Origin of the sequence: uncultured Rikenella sp. (genome assembly GCF_948810725.1) — a bacterium.
GTDB lineage: Bacteria > Bacteroidota > Bacteroidia > Bacteroidales > Rikenellaceae > Rikenella.
In genome coordinates this window covers 155,467-172,069 of sequence record NZ_CAQIVA010000001.1, presented here as the reverse complement: position 1 = coordinate 172,069, position 16,603 = coordinate 155,467, and the positions used below count along the sequence as shown (strand labels likewise).

The following is a 16,603-nucleotide window of genomic DNA, read 5'->3' as shown; positions in this document are numbered from 1 at the left end:
ATTTTTCGCTTACAGCAACGGGCTGAAAAGTCGTGCCACCGACTCCTTGAGCATCTCGCCCCGCGGACGGGTCGCCCAATGTTTTCGGGTCAGTTTCACACACCCTTCCAGATCCTGTAGGAACCGTCGCTCGATCTGATCCGTCACCCGCGAGTCGTAAATCATAGCCGTCACCTCGAAATTGTCCTCGAAACTCCGATTGTCCATATTGGCCGTCCCGATCGAGCTGAAGTGGTCGTCGATGGTCATGATTTTGCTATGGTTGAACCCTTCGGTGTAGAGATATACCTTGATCCGCGCCTCCAGCAGCTCGGCGATGTACGACCGCGAAGCCCAGTAGACGATCTTGCTGTCTGAGCGCGACGGCAGCATGATCCGCACGTCGATACCGCTCAGGGCCGCCACTTTCAAAGCGGTCAGCAGCGATTCGCCCGGCATGAAGTACGGGGTCGAGATGTAGATATGATCCGTCGCCTTGTTGATAGCGGCGAAGTAGGCCTGCAGAATCGTCGCCCAATCCGAGTCCGGCCCCGAGGTGGCGATCTGCACCGCCGTCTCTCCGGCGTTCATTCCCGCCGGCGAGAGATACTTCTCCTTGTCTCGCAGCTGAATGCCGGTGGCGAAATACCAGTCCGTCAGGAAGGTCAATTGCAACATGTGTACCGCCGCCCCCTCGATCTTCAGGTGGGTGTCGCGCCACGGGCCGTATTTGGTACCGTGCAGATAGCGGTCGGCGATATTCAACCCGCCGGTGTACCCCACCCGACCGTCGATCACCACGATTTTACGGTGGTTGCGGTAGTTGATTTTGCTGGTCAGCCACGGAAAGACGACCGGCATGAAACAGTGAATCTGTATCCCCGCCTCGCGCAGCGAACGGATAAAACGCCGCTTGAGGTTCCAGCTCCCCACGTCGTCGTAAATGAACCGCACCTCCACCCCGCTCCGGGCCTTCGCTTTCAGAATCTCGACGATTTCGCCCCCCAATTCGTCGTTTTCGAAGATATAGTATTCCAGATGGATCGATGATTCGGCCCGTCGCAAGGCATCGATCAGCGACGAAAAGGTCTCCTCGCCGTCGTTCAACACCTCCAGCCGATTGTCGGTCGTCAACAGCGATTTGTTGTTATTGAGCAACAGCGTGATGATTTCCCGGTTCGCCGCTACCACCGGGTTGGAAAAGTTGTCCATCTCGCGCAACTGCCGATAGCTCAGGTGTTCGAACTGCTTAAGGTCTTTAATTTCCTTGCGGTTGAAGATTTTCTGTTTGCGATAGTCCTGGCCGAAAAAGACGAAGAGGCCGATGCCGACAAACGGCAGAAGAATCACCACGGCGATCCACGACAAAGCCCGAATCGGATCGCGCCGCTCGTGCAACACGGTGAATACCGTCGCGATAACCAGCAAAAAGTAGGATACCAGTAACGCGTATATGAGGATACTCCACCAGTCCATGCTGGCTAAATTAGCAAATTTTCCGCCAAATCGTTCGATTCGGACAAAATCTGCTCCCTCGACAGCGGTACGGTGAACAATTTTGCCCGATATTTGCAGAAGAAAGAGGCAAAGAATTCTTCTTCTCGAGAGTTCGGCACTTTAATTATATATTTCGAAAAAAGAACCAAACGATATGAATCAGGCATTGAACGTCCTGCTGCGCGCCGCCATCGCCGCTGCGGCCAGCGACCGCGAAAAATTCGTCGATCGGGTCAGCGGACTGATCGAAGACAAAGTCGGCACCTCCTCCCAGACCGCCCAGAAGGTAGCGGGCGGAATCGACCAGCTGGTAGATATGCTCGACCAGCAGCTCTTTTTCCAACAACTCACGTCCGATCATCGGACGGCCGACGGCGAACTGGAAAAAAAGATCGACCGGCTGACGGCCGCTATCGATAAACTCAATGCGAATCTGGAAAAACTCTCCGATCGATGAAACCGACCAATCTCTACGTAGGCTACCTGAAAATCAAGCGGGCCGGCGAAATCACCGGAATCATCATCGGACAGGGTTTCGACGAGCTCATCGCCCGTTCCTGGATCGGGCGACGCATCCGCAAACGGCGCATCCGGAAGTCGAAACCGGTCTATACGACCGAAGAGCGGCTGCGGCTGACGATCGAGGACCTCGGGCCGACCTACATCAAGTTCGGTCAGATTCTGGCCGACCGGCCGGACGTCGTGTCGGAACGTTTCCGGAACGAGCTGAAAAAGTTGCAGTCGCGCGCCCTGCCGTTCGATGACCGGCAGGCCCGCAGTCTGATCGAGGACGAACTGGGGATGCCGATCGAGAAAGTGTTCGCCACGTTCGACGACACGTGCATGGCTTCGGCCTCCATCGGCCAGGTCTACGGCGCGACGCTGGCGGACGGAACACCGGTGATCGTCAAAATACGGCGTCCGAAAATCGAGCAGAAGATCAAGCTCGACCTCTACCTCATGCGCTTTCTGGCGGCCAAGCTGGCCAAGAACTATCCGGAAATGGCGGCGCTCGACATCGTCGGCGTGGTGGACGAATTCGGCGAAAGCATCCTGCACGAGCTGGACTACAACCACGAGGCGGCCAACATCCTCCGTTTCCGGCAGATGTTCGAAAACGACCTGACGGTCTATATTCCGAAAGTCTATACGGAATACACCACCCGGAGGCTGCTCGTCATGGAACGGGTGACGGGCATCACGCCGGACGATCCGATGGTGCTGAAAGCCAACGGACTGGATACGCAACAGATTGCATTGAACGGAGCGAATGCCCTTCTGACGATGATTCTGCGCCACGGGTTTTTCCACGCCGATCCGCATGCGGGCAACATCTTTATCCTGCCGAACAATGTTATCGCATTCATCGACTTCGGGATGGTCGGGGCGCTGACACCACGGGACATGGATTTTCTGGCCAACATTTCGATCGGCTTCGTGCGGCGCGACCCGGCTACGGTGGCGGATGCCTTGATCTCGTTGTGCAACGTGCGCTTCTTCAAAAAACGCGACGAACTGATATTCAGCCTCCAGCAGATGATCGCACAGTACAGCCACGTCGCGATCGAAAAGCTCGATTATGCGGCGATGATCCAGCAGTGCATCAACCTGATTACGAAATTTTCGCTTCAGATACCGGGCGGTATCTTTATGCTGGTCAAGTCTTTGGCAACCATTCAAAAAGTGGCCGAGAAGCTGGATCCGGACATTCCGTTCACGCCGCTGATTGCGCCGTATGCCAAGGATGTCATTATGAATCGCTTCTCGCCCCGCAAGCTGGCCGGAGAGTTGTATCAGACCTTGAAAAACTATGCCAATCTGGCCTCCAACCTGCCGAACGACATCAGTGAAATCCTCTATAAGCTGAAACAGGGAGAGATACGCCACAACATCCGCTTCGAAAACAGCGAGATGTTACAGAAGGCGGTGCGGAACGTCGGGTTCAGGATGGCCTACGCCTTGATCCTCGTCGGGTTGTTCATCGGCTCGGTCTTGCTGATCAATACGCGCTCCGACTTAGGATATGCGAAGTTCCTGCTCTGGGCCTCTTCGATATTGATTTTTATTCTGATTTTCAAGTGGATGTTCCGAAGGAAATAAACTGTCGCTTTATATCCTGAAGAACAATCCGAGGATGACGAACACGGCGTATGCGATACTCGCTACGCCGTTTGTTATACCGAACATCGCCCCGATCCGCGACAGATCGTCCGGACGCACGATGAGATGCTGATAGAGCAATAATGCGAGAAAAATCGCCGCTCCGATGCAGTACAAAATTCCTCCCCCCAAGCTAAATCCCACCACCGCCACCATCGCCGCGGTAACCGCATGCAGCAAAACACTGACCCACAACGCTCCCCGCACACCTAACGCTGCCGGAATCGAGTGCAATCGCTGCGAACGGTCGAAATCCACATCCTGCAACGCATAAATAATATCGAAGCCCGTGACCCATGTCAATACCAGAATGGACAACCATACGGGAACAATCGACAAAGTCCCCGCCACGGCGATATACGCCCCGCACGGCGCCATCGCCAGCCCCAACCCCAACACCGCATGACACAACGCCGTAAATCGCTTGGTATAGCTATACCCGAGCACCACCAGCAACACCACCGGTGAAAGCCAGAGAGTCAATCGATTGAAAGTCGCGGCAACGACCACAAAAGCCACCGCATTGAGCACCACGAACCACGTCGCCGCCCGAACGCTGATCTTTCCGGCAGGAATCTCCCGCCCGGCCGTCCGCATATTCTGTGCATCGAATCGTCTGTCAATCAAACGATTGAACCCCATCGCCGCATTCCGAACAAAGACCATGCAGGCCAATATTCCCACCAAAATCCAAAAATCGAAACCCCTTTCCAACACCCCCAAAACATAGCCGATCAACGCAAACGGCAACGCAAACGCCGTATGTGCGAATTTCACCAAAGAGAAGTAATGCTTTAGGTTTCCCATCCGGATAGACTAAAAATGAATCAAATAAGGTTTTAAAACCTCCGCCAGTCTCCCCACATCGCGCGACGGATTCGCCACCACCACATTGGCCTGCTCATAATAGGCCTCCCGCACCGCCAAGGTGTCGGAAACATACTGCAAAAGCTCTTCCGGCGACTTGCCGGCTAAAAGCGGGCGACAAACTTTCGCCACAGCCAACCGTCCCGCCAGCATCGCCGGAGCCAATTTCAGATAAACCGTTACCCCGCCGGCATTCATCGCCTCCATATTTCCGCTAAAACACGGCGTTCCACCTCCTGTAGAGATGACAGTATCTCGCTTATTGGCAAGAATCTCCTGCAAATAAACACGTTCCAACTCACGAAACCGCTCCTCTCCCCGCGTCGCGAAAATTTCCCCGATCGTCAGCCCCTCTCCCGCCTCGATCGCCTTGTCGAGATCGACAAAATCGTACCCCAACCGACTCGCCAGCGGTCGCCCGAGCGTAGTCTTTCCGCTCCCCATAAAACCGATCAGGAAAATCAACATCTCTCAAAAATGACAATTAAAACAGTTCCAGTTGATTATCCTCTCCAAGAGAAACGGATTCTTCACCCTCTACCTCCACATCGGTGACCGTAGTCGCGACGGACTCCATCGCCGCAGCATCCGTTTCCGGCTCTTTCCGTAAAGGCTCCAACCAAACCACCTCGGCCAACGTCAGGTTCGAAAGCCGCTTCCCCTTCGCCCGATGGCTCTTCACGCCGATAAATTCATCGGCATCCACCACCTCCGGAGAGCGCTCGTTGTACTTGCCGCCATATTGCAGCTTCACCACCGGATATTTATCGCCATTCAACGTAACGAACTCGTTTTCAGGCTCGACGAACTGCTGCGGACGCTGATCGCACTGCTCCGCCTGGAAGCGTTTGATGTAGTGCAATCCCTGCTCCCGATCGATATACACCACCGTATAGATCTTCTCCGGATCGTACTTTTCGACAAAAAGCAGATTCTCAGGGAAATGCTGCCCCAGATCGTAATTGGAGGTATAATACTGCGCATCTTTGGTAAAGACCACCAACCGGTCGTCGCCCACGAATTCACCCAACAACTCGCCGCGCTCCTCCGTATTGAGGCGGTTGATGTCGTGGTCGAACCAGACATTCTGGCCCCCCAAAGTCGAAGCTCCCCGCTCTTTCATGACAATCTTGTGGATCGCATAGCGCGAAAAGAGATTCCCCTGCGACTGCCGTCCCTTAATCACCAAATCGCCGAAATTGAGGTCGGTAATCAACTTCTTCAGCCGCGGCCGCGGTTTGAAATAGATTTTCAAAGTCTCCGCCTCTCCGTTTGGATTGACGCTCATATAGAGCACCTCGCTCCCCGCCTCTCCTTTCGTGATGTCGTACTCGCGATCGCGCGTAATTCCCTTGATGGCGCACCGTTTCATCATAATCGCCCCCTTCAGCCCATCCCGGTAGAGCACATTATAGATCGTCCGATCGTCGTTCCGCTTGAACACCCCGATGTAGAGGATGTTCTTGCTGAAAAACGCCTTCTCCGACACTTTGGTAATCACGTACTTACCTTGCTTATTGAAGATAATCACGTCGTCGATGTCCGAGCAGTCGCACACGAACTCCTCTTTCTTCATCCCGGCTCCGATCCCATAGAAACCTTCCGCCCGATTGACATACAGTTTGGCATTGGCCACCACCACCTTAGCCGCTTCGATCGTATCGAAACTCCGAATCTCGGTCTTCCGCTCCCGCCCCTTACCGTGCTTCTTTAAAATATTTTGATAATACGCAATCGTATAATCCGTTATCGTCGCCAAGTGATGTTCCACTTCAGCAATTTCCGCCTCGATATTCCGGATCTGTTCGTCGGCCCGGAAAGCGTCGTATCGCGAAATCCGCTTGATCTTGATCTCCGTCAGCTTAACGATGTCCTCGCGTGTCACCTCTCGCCTCAATTGTGCCTTGAAGGGCGTCAGCTCCCGGTCGATGGTTTCGAGCACCCCTTCCCACGTCGTACACTCTTCAATCGAATTGTAAATCCGATTTTCGATAAAAATCCGTTCCAGCGACGACATGTGCCACTCCTCGTTCAACTCACCCAGCCGGATTTCGAGCTCCCGTTTCAAAAGCCCCTTGGTATGCCCCACCGACCGCCGCAACATATCGCTCACCCCGATAAACAACGGTTTTTTATCCTCGATCACACAAGCGTTCGGAGAGATCGAGACTTCACAATCCGTAAAGGCATACAGCGCGTCGATGGTCTTGTCCGGCGACACATCGCCCGAAAGGTGCACCACGATCTCGACATTGGCCGCCGTATTGTCGTCCACCCGCTTGATCTTGATCTTCCCTTTTTCATTGGCCTTGAGGATCGAGTCGATCACGGTCGAGGTGCTCTTCCCATACGGAATTTCACTGATTACCAGAGTCTTTCTATCCAGTTTCGTAATCCTCGCCCGCACTTTGACCGCCCCGCCGCGCATCCCGTCGTTGTACCGCGAACAGTCGATCAAACCGCCGGTCGGAAAATCCGGATAAAGCGTAAATTCCTCGCCTTTAAGATAGGCGACAGAAGCTTCTAAGAGCTCGATAAAGTTGTGCGGCAGTATCTTGGAAGCCAGCCCCACGGCAATCCCTTCGACCCCCTGCGCCAGCAACAGCGGAAACTTTACCGGCAGCGTCACCGGCTCCTGATTCCGCCCGTCGTACGACAGCATCCACTCCGTGGTCTTCGGATTGAACACCACATCCAGCGCCAGTTTCGACAACCGCGCCTCAACATACCGCGGTGCCGCCGCACTGTCCCCCGTGAGGATATTCCCCCAGTTCCCCTGGGTATCGACCAGCAAATCCTTCTGCCCCAGCTGCACCAAGGCATCCCCGATCGAGGCATCGCCGTGCGGGTGGAACTGCATGGTGAAACCGATGATATTGGCCACCTTATTGTACCGGCCGTCGTCCATCCGCTTCATGGAGTGCAAAATCCGCCGCTGCACCGGCTTCAAGCCGTCGTCCAAGTGGGGCACGGCCCGTTCCAAGATCACATAGGATGCGTAATCCAGGAACCAGTCCTTATACATCCCCGTCAGCCGATGGGCCACCGCCTCTCCGGTCAGCCGCGCATACTTACTCCCAGCCCCCTGTTCCGCAACTTCGGAAGCTGCGGCCGCGTCCACCGGGACAATCGTTTCGTTTTCTTCTATCTCGCTCATCTATAACCCTTTTCCGTAATCTATCTTTTAAATCGCTTCAGTCAGTTCCTGTGCATTTTCCAACTCCTCGACCAAATCCTCCTCGATTTTCAGGTTGTCGATAATGAAATCCTGCCGCTCCTGCGTATTTTTCCCCATGTAGAACTCCAGCAGCTCCGAGATCGGATCTCCCTTGGTCAGCCGCACCTTTTCGAGCCGAATCCCTTCGCCGATAAACTCCTTGAACTCATCGGGAGAAATCTCCCCCAACCCTTTGAACCGGGTGATCTCCGGATTGGCCCCCAGCTTCGCGATCGCCTGCTGCCGCTCGGTCTCGGTATAACAATACCGCGTCTCTTTCTTGTTCCGCACCCGGAACAACGGCGTCTGCAAAATATAGAGGTGACCGCCCCGGATGATATCCGGAAAGAACTGCAAGAAGAAGGTGATCAACAACAGCCGGATGTGCATTCCGTCGACATCGGCATCCGTCGCGATAATTACCTTGTTGTACCGCAGGTTATCCATATCCTCCTCGATGTTCAACGCCGCCTGCAAGAGGTTGAACTCCTCGTTTTCGTAGACGATTTTTTTGGTCAATCCGTAGGTATTCAACGGCTTCCCCCGCAAGCTGAACACCGCCTGCGTATTGACATCCCGACTCTTGGTGATCGACCCGCTGGCCGAGTCCCCCTCGGTGATGAAAATCGAGCTCTCCTCCGCTCGCTCGTTCTTATCTCCCAGATGAATCCGACAGTCCCGCAGCTTCTTGTTGTGCAACGAGACTTTTTTGGCAAACTCCCTCGCCTTCTTCTGAATCCCGCTGATCGCTTTTCGCTCTTTCTCCGCCTCCTGAATTTTTTTCAGCAGTATATCAGCTGTTTCCGGGTTTTTATGCAAGTAATTATCGAGGTGCTCTTTCAGGAAGTCGACCACGAAATTCCGCACCGTCGGCCCCTCCGGCCCCATCTCTTTCGACCCCAGTTTGGTCTTGGTCTGAGACTCGAAAACCGGCTCTTCGACCTTGACGCTGACAGCGGCGATAATCGATGTCCGAATGTCCGACGCGTCGAAGTCCTTCTTATAGAACTCCCGCACGGTCTTCACCACCGCCTCGCGGAAAGCCGCCTGGTGCGTCCCTCCCTGCGTGGTATGCTGCCCGTTCACGAACGAATAGTAGGTCTCGTTGTATCCCGTCCCGTGGGTCATCGCCACTTCGATATCGTCCCCCGAGAGGTGAATCGCCGGGTAGAGAAACTCGCCTCCGACGCTCTCGTTCAGCAGATCGAGCAGCCCGTTTTTCGACACATACGGCACCCCGTTGAACTTGATGACCAAACCCGCATTGAGGTAGGTGTAATTCCGGAGCATCGTCTCGATAAACTCGAAATTATAGCGATAATCCCCGAACACAGTCGTGTCCGCCACGAACCGCACCCGCGTTCCATTCTTCTCGCCGGTCGAATCGGTATGCTCCCCGACTTTAGAGCCCGCCTGGAACTCGATCGTCCTGGCCTCGCCGTCCCGCGTACTGGTTATCGTAAAGGTCGAAGACAAGGCATTCACCGCCTTGATCCCCACCCCGTTAAGCCCGACCGACTTCTTGAAAGCCTTGGAGTCGTACTTCGCCCCGGTATTCATTTTCGAAGCCACCTCTTCCAACTTCCCGAGCGGAATCCCGCGACCGTAGTCCCGAATCGTTACGGCCGCATCCTCCACCCAAATTTCGATCTGCTTCCCGAAACCCATCATGTACTCGTCCAGCGAGTTGTCGAGCACCTCTTTGATCAGGATATAGATCCCGTCGTCCGGCTGCGATCCGTCGCCGAGTTTGCCGATATACATCCCCGGCCTCCGCCGGATATGCTCTTTCCAGTCGAGCGTCCGAATATGCTCCTCCGAATAGTCGTTCACTGCCTCTTGCACTGCTGTCATCTCCTAATTTTATTCTCCTACTGATTGATCTTTCTTCCGATAATGTCGCGGCGCGATCTCCTTGTGGGTATCGCACATCAGCGTATTGAGCGTATCCCGCAGCTCCCGTGTCGAGGTGCACGAGACTTCGTTCGCGCCGATAGCCGGCAGAATCCGCACCCGAAACGTATGCGGCGCCGCAATCCCCGAACGATCGAACGCGTCATAGGTTCCGTCGATCACCACCGGCAGGATGTCCACGCCGCTCTCCTGCGCCAGCCGCATCGCCCCCTCCTTGAAAGCATTCACCTGCCCGGTCTTCGTTCTCGTCCCCTCCGGAAACATGATGACGCTCACCCCGCATCGCAAATAGGCTTCGCACTTGGTCATCATCGCCTTGGCCGCCGCCGAAGCTCCCCGCTCGATCGCCACGTCGCCGTGCATCCACAGCACCCAACCGAAAACCGGTATCTTATATACTTCCCGTTTCGACACCCACTTGAAATTGAACGGCAAAACGTATAAAAGCGGTATATCGAGCATCGCCTGATGGTTGGACACGACCACATACGACCGCCCGTAAATGACATTTTCCAGTCCCGTCACCTCCACTTTCCACCACGGACTGAGCCGGTAAATCATCATCGACCAGAACCGCGACACGTGGTGACACACCACCCGATCCCGGTCGAACAGGACGGTCAGCAGCCACACGGCAGCGAACACCGAAAAGATCACCACGGTGAACAAGCTCAACACGGTCAAATAATAGATCGTCCGCAAACGATTCATAATTCTATTTGTATTTTTTATCTATTCTTTAGCTACAAGACGGAACCGTACCTTTTCTGAAGAAAAGGTACCCAAAAGACTTTTGCAGAGGTCGTCCCGGTGGGACGACCACGGGTTCTCTCCGCCTTGTTCGTTGGACTGTGATTTTCAGGCGTGGCGCGCGTGGGGTTCTCGCCCATTATTAGCGCGCCCCCCGAAAATCCAGCCCAACTCAAGGTCAGACACGGCCAAAGCATCCTGCAGGGATGCGCTCTAAAGTTTTTCTGGTTCTCTTTGTTCTCAAAGAGAACGGTACCCCTCCGGTTGCTAATGAACAGACAAAGAATTGCAAAACATTAAAATTCGGCACAGGCGATATTTCCGACCGTGATGACCAGTTTGCGATCCTTATTCACCCCGCCGACACCCGGAATCACCGCGTCGATCGCCTTTCCCGGCGCCGCCGACACCCGGAAAACTCCCGAACGGAGCACCTTGCCCCCCGCCGTCAGGCGATATTCGATCGGAAAGTCCCGTAAATCGACAAACTGCATCCGATTCTCGAACCGATAAATTCCCCGGCCGTTATCCACCTGTGAAATTGCCACATTCGCAAAGATCCGCCTCAAAGCCTCGTTCCGTTCCATCGCCGGCAAATCCACCGTCCCGTCTGCCAGCAAAACCCGCCGATAGTCATCCGCCAAAAAATATTTCCCGCCCGGCACCTCGGCCGACAAGGAGAGATCGTTCCACCGCTCCAAAAAAGCCCCCTGCAAACCCGGCTTCATCCACCAATCCGTCACTCCGGCCGTCGTCCGCGACGGAATGAACGGCCGCCCCGACTCATTCTGCACCGTCTCCGGATAGTCCGGACAATAGACATCCGTGTTCCACTCCATCCCCGCACCGTTATAGACGATCGGCCTCGTCCGATCCTTCGCCCGGAGCATCAGGTAGCCCTGATACATATTATATCCGTTCCCCGACCGGTCGCCCAACGACCACATCACCACCGACGGATGGTTCTTGTTGCGTTCGTACATCGCCTCGATCCGCGCCAAGTACGCCTCGCGCCACGCCGGATCGTTCGTCACATTCCCCCCCTTGCTCCGCCGCGTCCCTAATCCCCAAGTGTTTATATCCGCCACATCGCAGACATAGAACCCCAACTCGTCGCACAACTGATAGAAGCTGTAAGGCATCGGATAGCCGTCCGTCCGAACGGCATTGACCCCGGCCCGTTTCATCTCCCGCAACATCGCCCGCATCAGAGTCGTATCCACGTAATTCCCCGTCGAAACCGAATGTTCCGCGAGGTTCACCCCCTTGAACATCACCGGCACACCGTTCACCAGCAACCGCTCGCCCCGCGTCTCGACCGTCCGGAACCCCACCCGGCACGCCACATATTCGGTAAACCGTCCCTCGCGCTTGATGCGATAGAGAATCGTATAGAGATTCGGCTCTTCCGCCGTCCACTTCCGCACGTTCGGTATCGAGGCCGTAAAACGGACGGTATCCTCCAGCCGCATCCCCATCTCCACATCGCGGAAATCGCTGTTCACCCGCTTCCCCTCCGGATCGTACAGATCGTAATAGACCGTCACCGAAAACGGATTGAGCAGCTGGGTTTTCAACAGCATCGCCGTCTCCAGCAGACCGTTGGTATAGCTCGGATCGAGCGTCGTCTGTACCAGATAGTCCCGCATCCGGATTTTCGGCTGGGCGAACAGGAAGATATCCCGATCGATCCCTCCCAACCGCCATCCCTCCCAATCCTCCAGATAGCTCGCCGGCGTCCAACGCGGCACCACGATCGCCACCCAGTTCCGTCCCTCGTTCACATATTTCGTGACATCGAATTCCACCGGATTCTTCGAATCGCGGCAACTGAACCCCACCTCGTTGCCATTGACGAAGACCCGCGCCCCGGCCCTGACCGCTCCGATATGCAGAAAATGCGCCTTGTCGAACAGGTCGAACTGCACCGTAAACTTCCGAATATAGACCCCCACCGCTCCGTCCGGCACGAACGGCGGCCGCACCTCTCTGGCCGAAGCGGCGAAATCATAGGCTCGCGAAGCGAACACCGCACTGCCCTCGCCTCCGTGCCCCGCCAGCTCCCACGCCCCGGGCAAAGTCACCCGCGGCCAGCTCTCGATCAGTTTTTCCAGCGTATCGCCGTCGCCTCCGACCTCGTCCGGCACCTCCGCCATCGAGCCGAAGAGCCGGAAGCTCCACTCGCCGTTCAACCCGACGAAATATTGCGAACTGTCGAAGTCGTTTCGGAACGCATGCGCCGCACTCCGATAGCTCACGAAGACCGAGCGCGGCAACTCCTGCCCCTGCGACAAAACATACGGAGCAGGGTATCCTTTCGGTCCGGCCTGAGAGCCGTAAGCCACGGAAAACAATGCGATTACGGCAAAGAGTCGTTTCATGGGCTGACGTTTTTCTAATTGGCAAAGATAGCTTTTTTTCGGGATTCCCTTTCAATATCCGGGCCACGAACGGTGCCGGAAACGACATTACCGAAAAACCGCTATATTTGTCCGTTCATTAAATCGAAAAAGCATGAAAGCATACGTTTTCCCCGGACAGGGGGCACAGTTCACCGGTATGGGCAAGGAGCTTTACGACACGGTGCCGGCAGCCAAAGAACTGTTCGAAAAAGCCAACGAAATACTCGGATTCCGCATTACGGACATCATGTTCAACGGGACGGCGGACGAGCTGAAGCAGACCAAGGTGACTCAACCGGCCGTTTTCCTCCACTCGGTGATTCTGGCCAAATCGCTGCCAGATTTCAAGCCGGAGATGACCGCAGGACACTCGCTGGGCGAGTTCAGCGCACTGGTGGCAGCCGGAGCACTGAGCTTCGAAGAGGGGCTGAAGCTGGTTTCGAAACGGGCACAGGCGATGCAGAAGGCCTGCGAATTGCAGCCTTCAACCATGGCTGCGATCATCGGACTGCCGGACGAGGTGGTCGAAGAGGTCTGCGCTTCGATTCCGGAGGTGGTCGTGGCGGCGAACTACAACTGCCCGGGCCAGTTAGTCATCTCGGGATCGATCGAGGGGATTGACAAAGCGTGCGAACAGTTGACGGCCAAGGGGGCGAAACGCGCGCTGAAACTGAGCGTCGGCGGAGCGTTCCACTCGCCGCTGATGGAACCGGCACGGGTAGAGCTGGAAGCGGCTATCAAGGAGGCGAAATTCACGACGCCGGTGTGTCCGGTCTACCAGAATGTGGACGCGAAACCGTACACCGATCCGGAACAGATCAAAGCCAACCTGATCGCCCAGCTGACGGCGCCGGTGCGCTGGACGCAGACGGTGAAAAACATGCTCGCCGACGGCGCATCGTCGTTCACCGAGCTCGGGCCGGGGAACGTATTGGCCGGTTTGATCCGCAAGGTCGATAAAGAGGCGGTTTGCGAATCAAAGAACAGCCTCTAACCAGGATATTTATCTACTTCGTCGGTCGGTTTTTCTATATAAATAGAAAAACCGACCGATTTTTTATTACCTTTACCCTGAATCTGAACAATCCTATTCGCAAACCATGGAAAAGATCTTGACAATCAACTTAGACAGTCGTTCTTTTATGATGGACGAAGCGGCGTACAATACTTTGTCCGATTACCTGCACCAGATCGAGATGCGACTGGAGCGACCGGAAGAGATAACCGATATCGAACGTCGGCTGGCGGACATACTGACCGAACTGAATCCGGGTGTCGTCGATACGGATACGGTACGGGTGGCGATGGATCGTTTAGGTTCTCCCGACCGGTTCGGATCGTTGAAACCGGACACGGCATCTGCACCGAACGAACCGAAACGACTGTACCGCAGTCGCAAGAATCGAATGATTGCAGGCGTCTGCGGCGGTTTGGCCGAATATTTCGGGATCGACCCTATTATTATCCGGCTGATCGCCTTGGTCTTGCTCTTCGGCGGCGGTGGGTTCCTGCTTTATGTGATCGGCTGGATCATAATCCCGCAGCGACCTCTCTCTTTTACCACGAAGCAGAGCAATCGATAACGGTAGTCATTACGAGATTATAAATTCCCGACATTTCCCGGGCGCATGAAAAGGTTTCTCTCACTCGACGTCTTTCGCGGCATGGTCATCCTGCTGATGATCGTTCTGAGCAATCAGACGGGAGAGGAGACCTATGCCCTGCTCTCTGCGTCGACAACGACGGGGGAGGTTGCGGAGAGGGGGATCGGCGTGGCGGGGTTGATCTTTCCATTTTTCCTCTTTATTATGGGCGGCGCGATGTGGTTCGCCACGCATCGAGAGAGCTACGGATTCGGCGAACGGCATCCGAAATCGAGGCGAGTCGGACATATCCTCTACCGGACGATCGTCCTGTTCGCTTTGGGCATCGGGCTCAACTGGCTGCCGTTTCAGGACTATTTCGTTTTCGTTCGGTTTCCGGGCGTTTTGCAACAAATCGCCGTTACCTACCTTCTGGCTTCGCTGATCGCCCTTTACCTGCCGCGGAGGCGGGCGTTGTTCGGGACGATTATCATCCTGCTGGCAGGTTACTGGTTTCTGCTCGACTCGGCGGGGACGGAGGTGGTGGCGAGGGTTGACGAAACGCTCTTCGGCTCGAACCACCTGATAAGGTCGGTGTTCGACCGGGAAAACGCAGACGGACTTCTGACGGCCATTCCGATGACGGCAACGGTGCTGATCGGCTATCTGGCGGGCAGAACGATGGACCGGCCGAACACGATGAGCGGCGGAATCAGCATCCTGATGACCGCAGGAGTGGTCTCTTTCGGGGCGGGATGGCTGTTCGGCCTGTTCGATCCGATGGACTCAGGGTTGTGGACGATCAGTTACGTCTTGTTCACGTCGGGACTGGCGATGATGATCTGGAGCGCGCTCTCGTTCATCATCGAATATATGCAGGCAAAGGGGTGGTGCGAGTTTTTCACCATTGCGGGCACCAACTCGCTCTTCATCTACTGTTTCTCGACGGCAACCGCCAAACTGTTCGCTCTATGGGGAGTGACACAGGCGGTGTACGGATTCTATCGCAGCTACCACCTGCCGGATTCGGTAGCCTCGTTGATGTGGTCGCTGACGATGGTGTTGTTGTGCTGGCTCGTTACGTGGCCGCTCTATCGGATGCGGATTTTTCTCGCCGCTTAAAATACCAAGGGTCTGTCTCTGCGTTGAAAGACAGACCCTTGGGTAAATGGAAAAAGCCGGATTATTCGAACGCCTTCCGGAAAAAACTTTCCATCTTATCGAACGGGATCACCCCCACGCGGTCGTACAGATCGGTGTGGTTAGCCTCCGGAATAATCATCAACTCCTTGTTGTCCCCTTTCAATTTTTTGAAAGCATCCTCGCTGAAATAGCGCGAATGGGCCTTCTCGCCGTGAACGAGCAACACGGCGCTGCGAATTTCGTCGCTGTAAGCCAGTATCGGCGCATTGATGAAGGCCAGCGAAGAGGTCTTGTTCCAACCGCCGTTCGAATTGAGCGAACGTACGTGGTAGCCGCGCGGCGTCTTATAGTAATCATAATAATCCTTCACGAACTGCGGCGCATCCTCCGGCAACGGATCGACCACCCCGCCCGCCAGAGCATACGAACCGTTTCGGACATCCTCCGTGCGCTGCGCATTCAACTGCCGGCGGAGTTCGTACCGGGCGTCGGCATCCATCGCATCAAAATAGCCATTGGCCGTGCACCGGCTAATATCGTACATCGTTGAAGCCACGCTCGCTTTGATGCGGGTATCGATCGCCGCCGCATTGAGGGCAAAACCGCCCCAACCACAGATGCCGATTATCCCGATCCGCTCCGGATCCACATCATCGCGCATGATCAGATAGTCGATCGCCGCGCTGAAATCTTCGGTATTGATGTCCGGCGAGGCGACGTACCGCGGCTCTCCGCCGCTTTCGCCCGTGAACGACGGATCGAACGCAAGGGTCAGAAACCCGCGCTCGGCCATCGTCTGGGCATAGAGGCCCGAGGCCTGCTCCTTCACGGCACCGAACGGCCCGCTCACGGCGATGGCCGGCCATTTTCCCGCCGCATCTTCCGGCACATACAGATCGGCGGCAAGGGTGATGCCATACCGGTTTTTGAAGGTCACCTTACTGTGGTTCACCCGATTGCTCTGCGGGAACGTCTTGTCCCACTCCCGAGTCAGTTTCCCTGTTTCCATACTATCGTCCGTTTTTCGATTCGTTGTCCGATTCGTGCAGCCGACCCACAGAAAAAGAGCGGCTGCGACTGTCAGCATTTTT

13 protein-coding genes are annotated in these 16,603 nt (G+C 55.4%); 5 read left to right on the top strand and 8 right to left on the bottom strand.

Translation table 11 applies throughout. The annotated features are described in order from the left end of the window. Positions 1-9: 9 nt before the first annotated feature. Positions 10-1,455 carry a cardiolipin synthase gene (gene cls, locus Q9S52_RS00910; protein WP_297624812.1) on the bottom strand — a complete coding sequence of 482 codons (1,446 nt, stop codon included), beginning with the start codon at positions 1,453-1,455 and terminating at the stop codon, positions 10-12. A gap of 175 nt (positions 1,456-1,630) precedes the next feature. Between cls and Q9S52_RS00905 the strand changes: the two genes are divergently transcribed. Together Q9S52_RS00905 and Q9S52_RS00900 are read left to right on the top strand one after the other, a co-directional pair. Then, positions 1,631-1,933 carry a hypothetical protein gene (locus Q9S52_RS00905; RefSeq protein ID WP_294591199.1) on the top strand — a complete coding sequence of 101 codons (303 nt, stop codon included), beginning with the start codon at positions 1,631-1,633 and terminating at the stop codon, positions 1,931-1,933. Then, positions 1,930-3,576, top strand: a complete 1,647-nt coding sequence (locus Q9S52_RS00900) for an AarF/ABC1/UbiB kinase family protein (protein ID WP_297624806.1) — start codon at positions 1,930-1,932, stop codon at positions 3,574-3,576. Before Q9S52_RS00905 ends, Q9S52_RS00900 begins: the two co-directional genes overlap by 4 nt. 9 nt (positions 3,577-3,585) lie before the next feature. Here the strand turns inward: Q9S52_RS00900 and Q9S52_RS00895 are convergent, their stop codons facing one another. The 6 genes from Q9S52_RS00895 to Q9S52_RS00870 all read right to left on the bottom strand — a co-directional run bounded on the left by Q9S52_RS00895 (position 3,586) and on the right by Q9S52_RS00870 (position 12,765). Next, complete coding sequence (locus tag Q9S52_RS00895; RefSeq protein WP_297624804.1) at positions 3,586-4,443, bottom strand: UbiA-like polyprenyltransferase; 858 nt, start codon at positions 4,441-4,443, stop codon at positions 3,586-3,588. 9 nt (positions 4,444-4,452) lie between these two features. Further along, positions 4,453-4,971, bottom strand: a complete 519-nt coding sequence (locus Q9S52_RS00890) for a shikimate kinase (RefSeq protein ID WP_300828165.1) — start codon at positions 4,969-4,971, stop codon at positions 4,453-4,455. Positions 4,972-4,987: 16 nt separating this feature from the next. Beyond that, the gene (locus tag Q9S52_RS00885; protein WP_304707757.1) at positions 4,988-7,660 is read right to left on the bottom strand and encodes a DNA gyrase/topoisomerase IV subunit A; all 2,673 of its coding nucleotides are present in this window, start codon (positions 7,658-7,660) and stop codon (positions 4,988-4,990) included. A 27-nt stretch (positions 7,661-7,687) separates the two neighbouring features. Continuing rightward, the gene (locus tag Q9S52_RS00880) at positions 7,688-9,574 is read right to left on the bottom strand and encodes a DNA topoisomerase IV subunit B (RefSeq protein WP_297624794.1); all 1,887 of its coding nucleotides are present in this window, start codon (positions 9,572-9,574) and stop codon (positions 7,688-7,690) included. A 9-nt stretch (positions 9,575-9,583) separates the two neighbouring features. Then, entirely contained in the window at positions 9,584-10,345 is a 762-nt protein-coding gene (locus Q9S52_RS00875; protein ID WP_304707753.1) for a 1-acyl-sn-glycerol-3-phosphate acyltransferase, read from the bottom strand. A gap of 335 nt (positions 10,346-10,680) precedes the next feature. Next, positions 10,681-12,765: a glycoside hydrolase family 2 protein gene (locus Q9S52_RS00870; protein ID WP_304707751.1), complete on the bottom strand. Its 2,085-nt coding sequence runs from the start codon at positions 12,763-12,765 to the stop codon at positions 10,681-10,683. Between the two features lie 133 nt (positions 12,766-12,898). On the opposite strand from Q9S52_RS00870, the gene fabD reads away from it, so the two are divergent. From fabD to Q9S52_RS00855, 3 genes are all read left to right on the top strand, one after another. Continuing rightward, complete coding sequence (gene fabD / locus Q9S52_RS00865) at positions 12,899-13,780, top strand: ACP S-malonyltransferase (RefSeq protein ID WP_300725650.1); 882 nt, start codon at positions 12,899-12,901, stop codon at positions 13,778-13,780. Between the two features lie 106 nt (positions 13,781-13,886). Further along, positions 13,887-14,369: a PspC domain-containing protein gene (locus tag Q9S52_RS00860; protein ID WP_304707747.1), complete on the top strand. Its 483-nt coding sequence runs from the start codon at positions 13,887-13,889 to the stop codon at positions 14,367-14,369. 45 nt (positions 14,370-14,414) lie between these two features. After that, positions 14,415-15,491: an acyltransferase family protein gene (locus Q9S52_RS00855; RefSeq protein WP_304707745.1), complete on the top strand. Its 1,077-nt coding sequence runs from the start codon at positions 14,415-14,417 to the stop codon at positions 15,489-15,491. A gap of 61 nt (positions 15,492-15,552) precedes the next feature. Here Q9S52_RS00855 and Q9S52_RS00850 read toward each other — a convergent pair whose 3' ends face one another. Then, a complete protein-coding gene (locus tag Q9S52_RS00850) occupies positions 15,553-16,521 on the bottom strand; it encodes an alpha/beta hydrolase (protein ID WP_304707743.1) in 969 nt (322 codons plus the stop codon). Between the last annotated feature and the right edge of the window lie 82 nt (positions 16,522-16,603).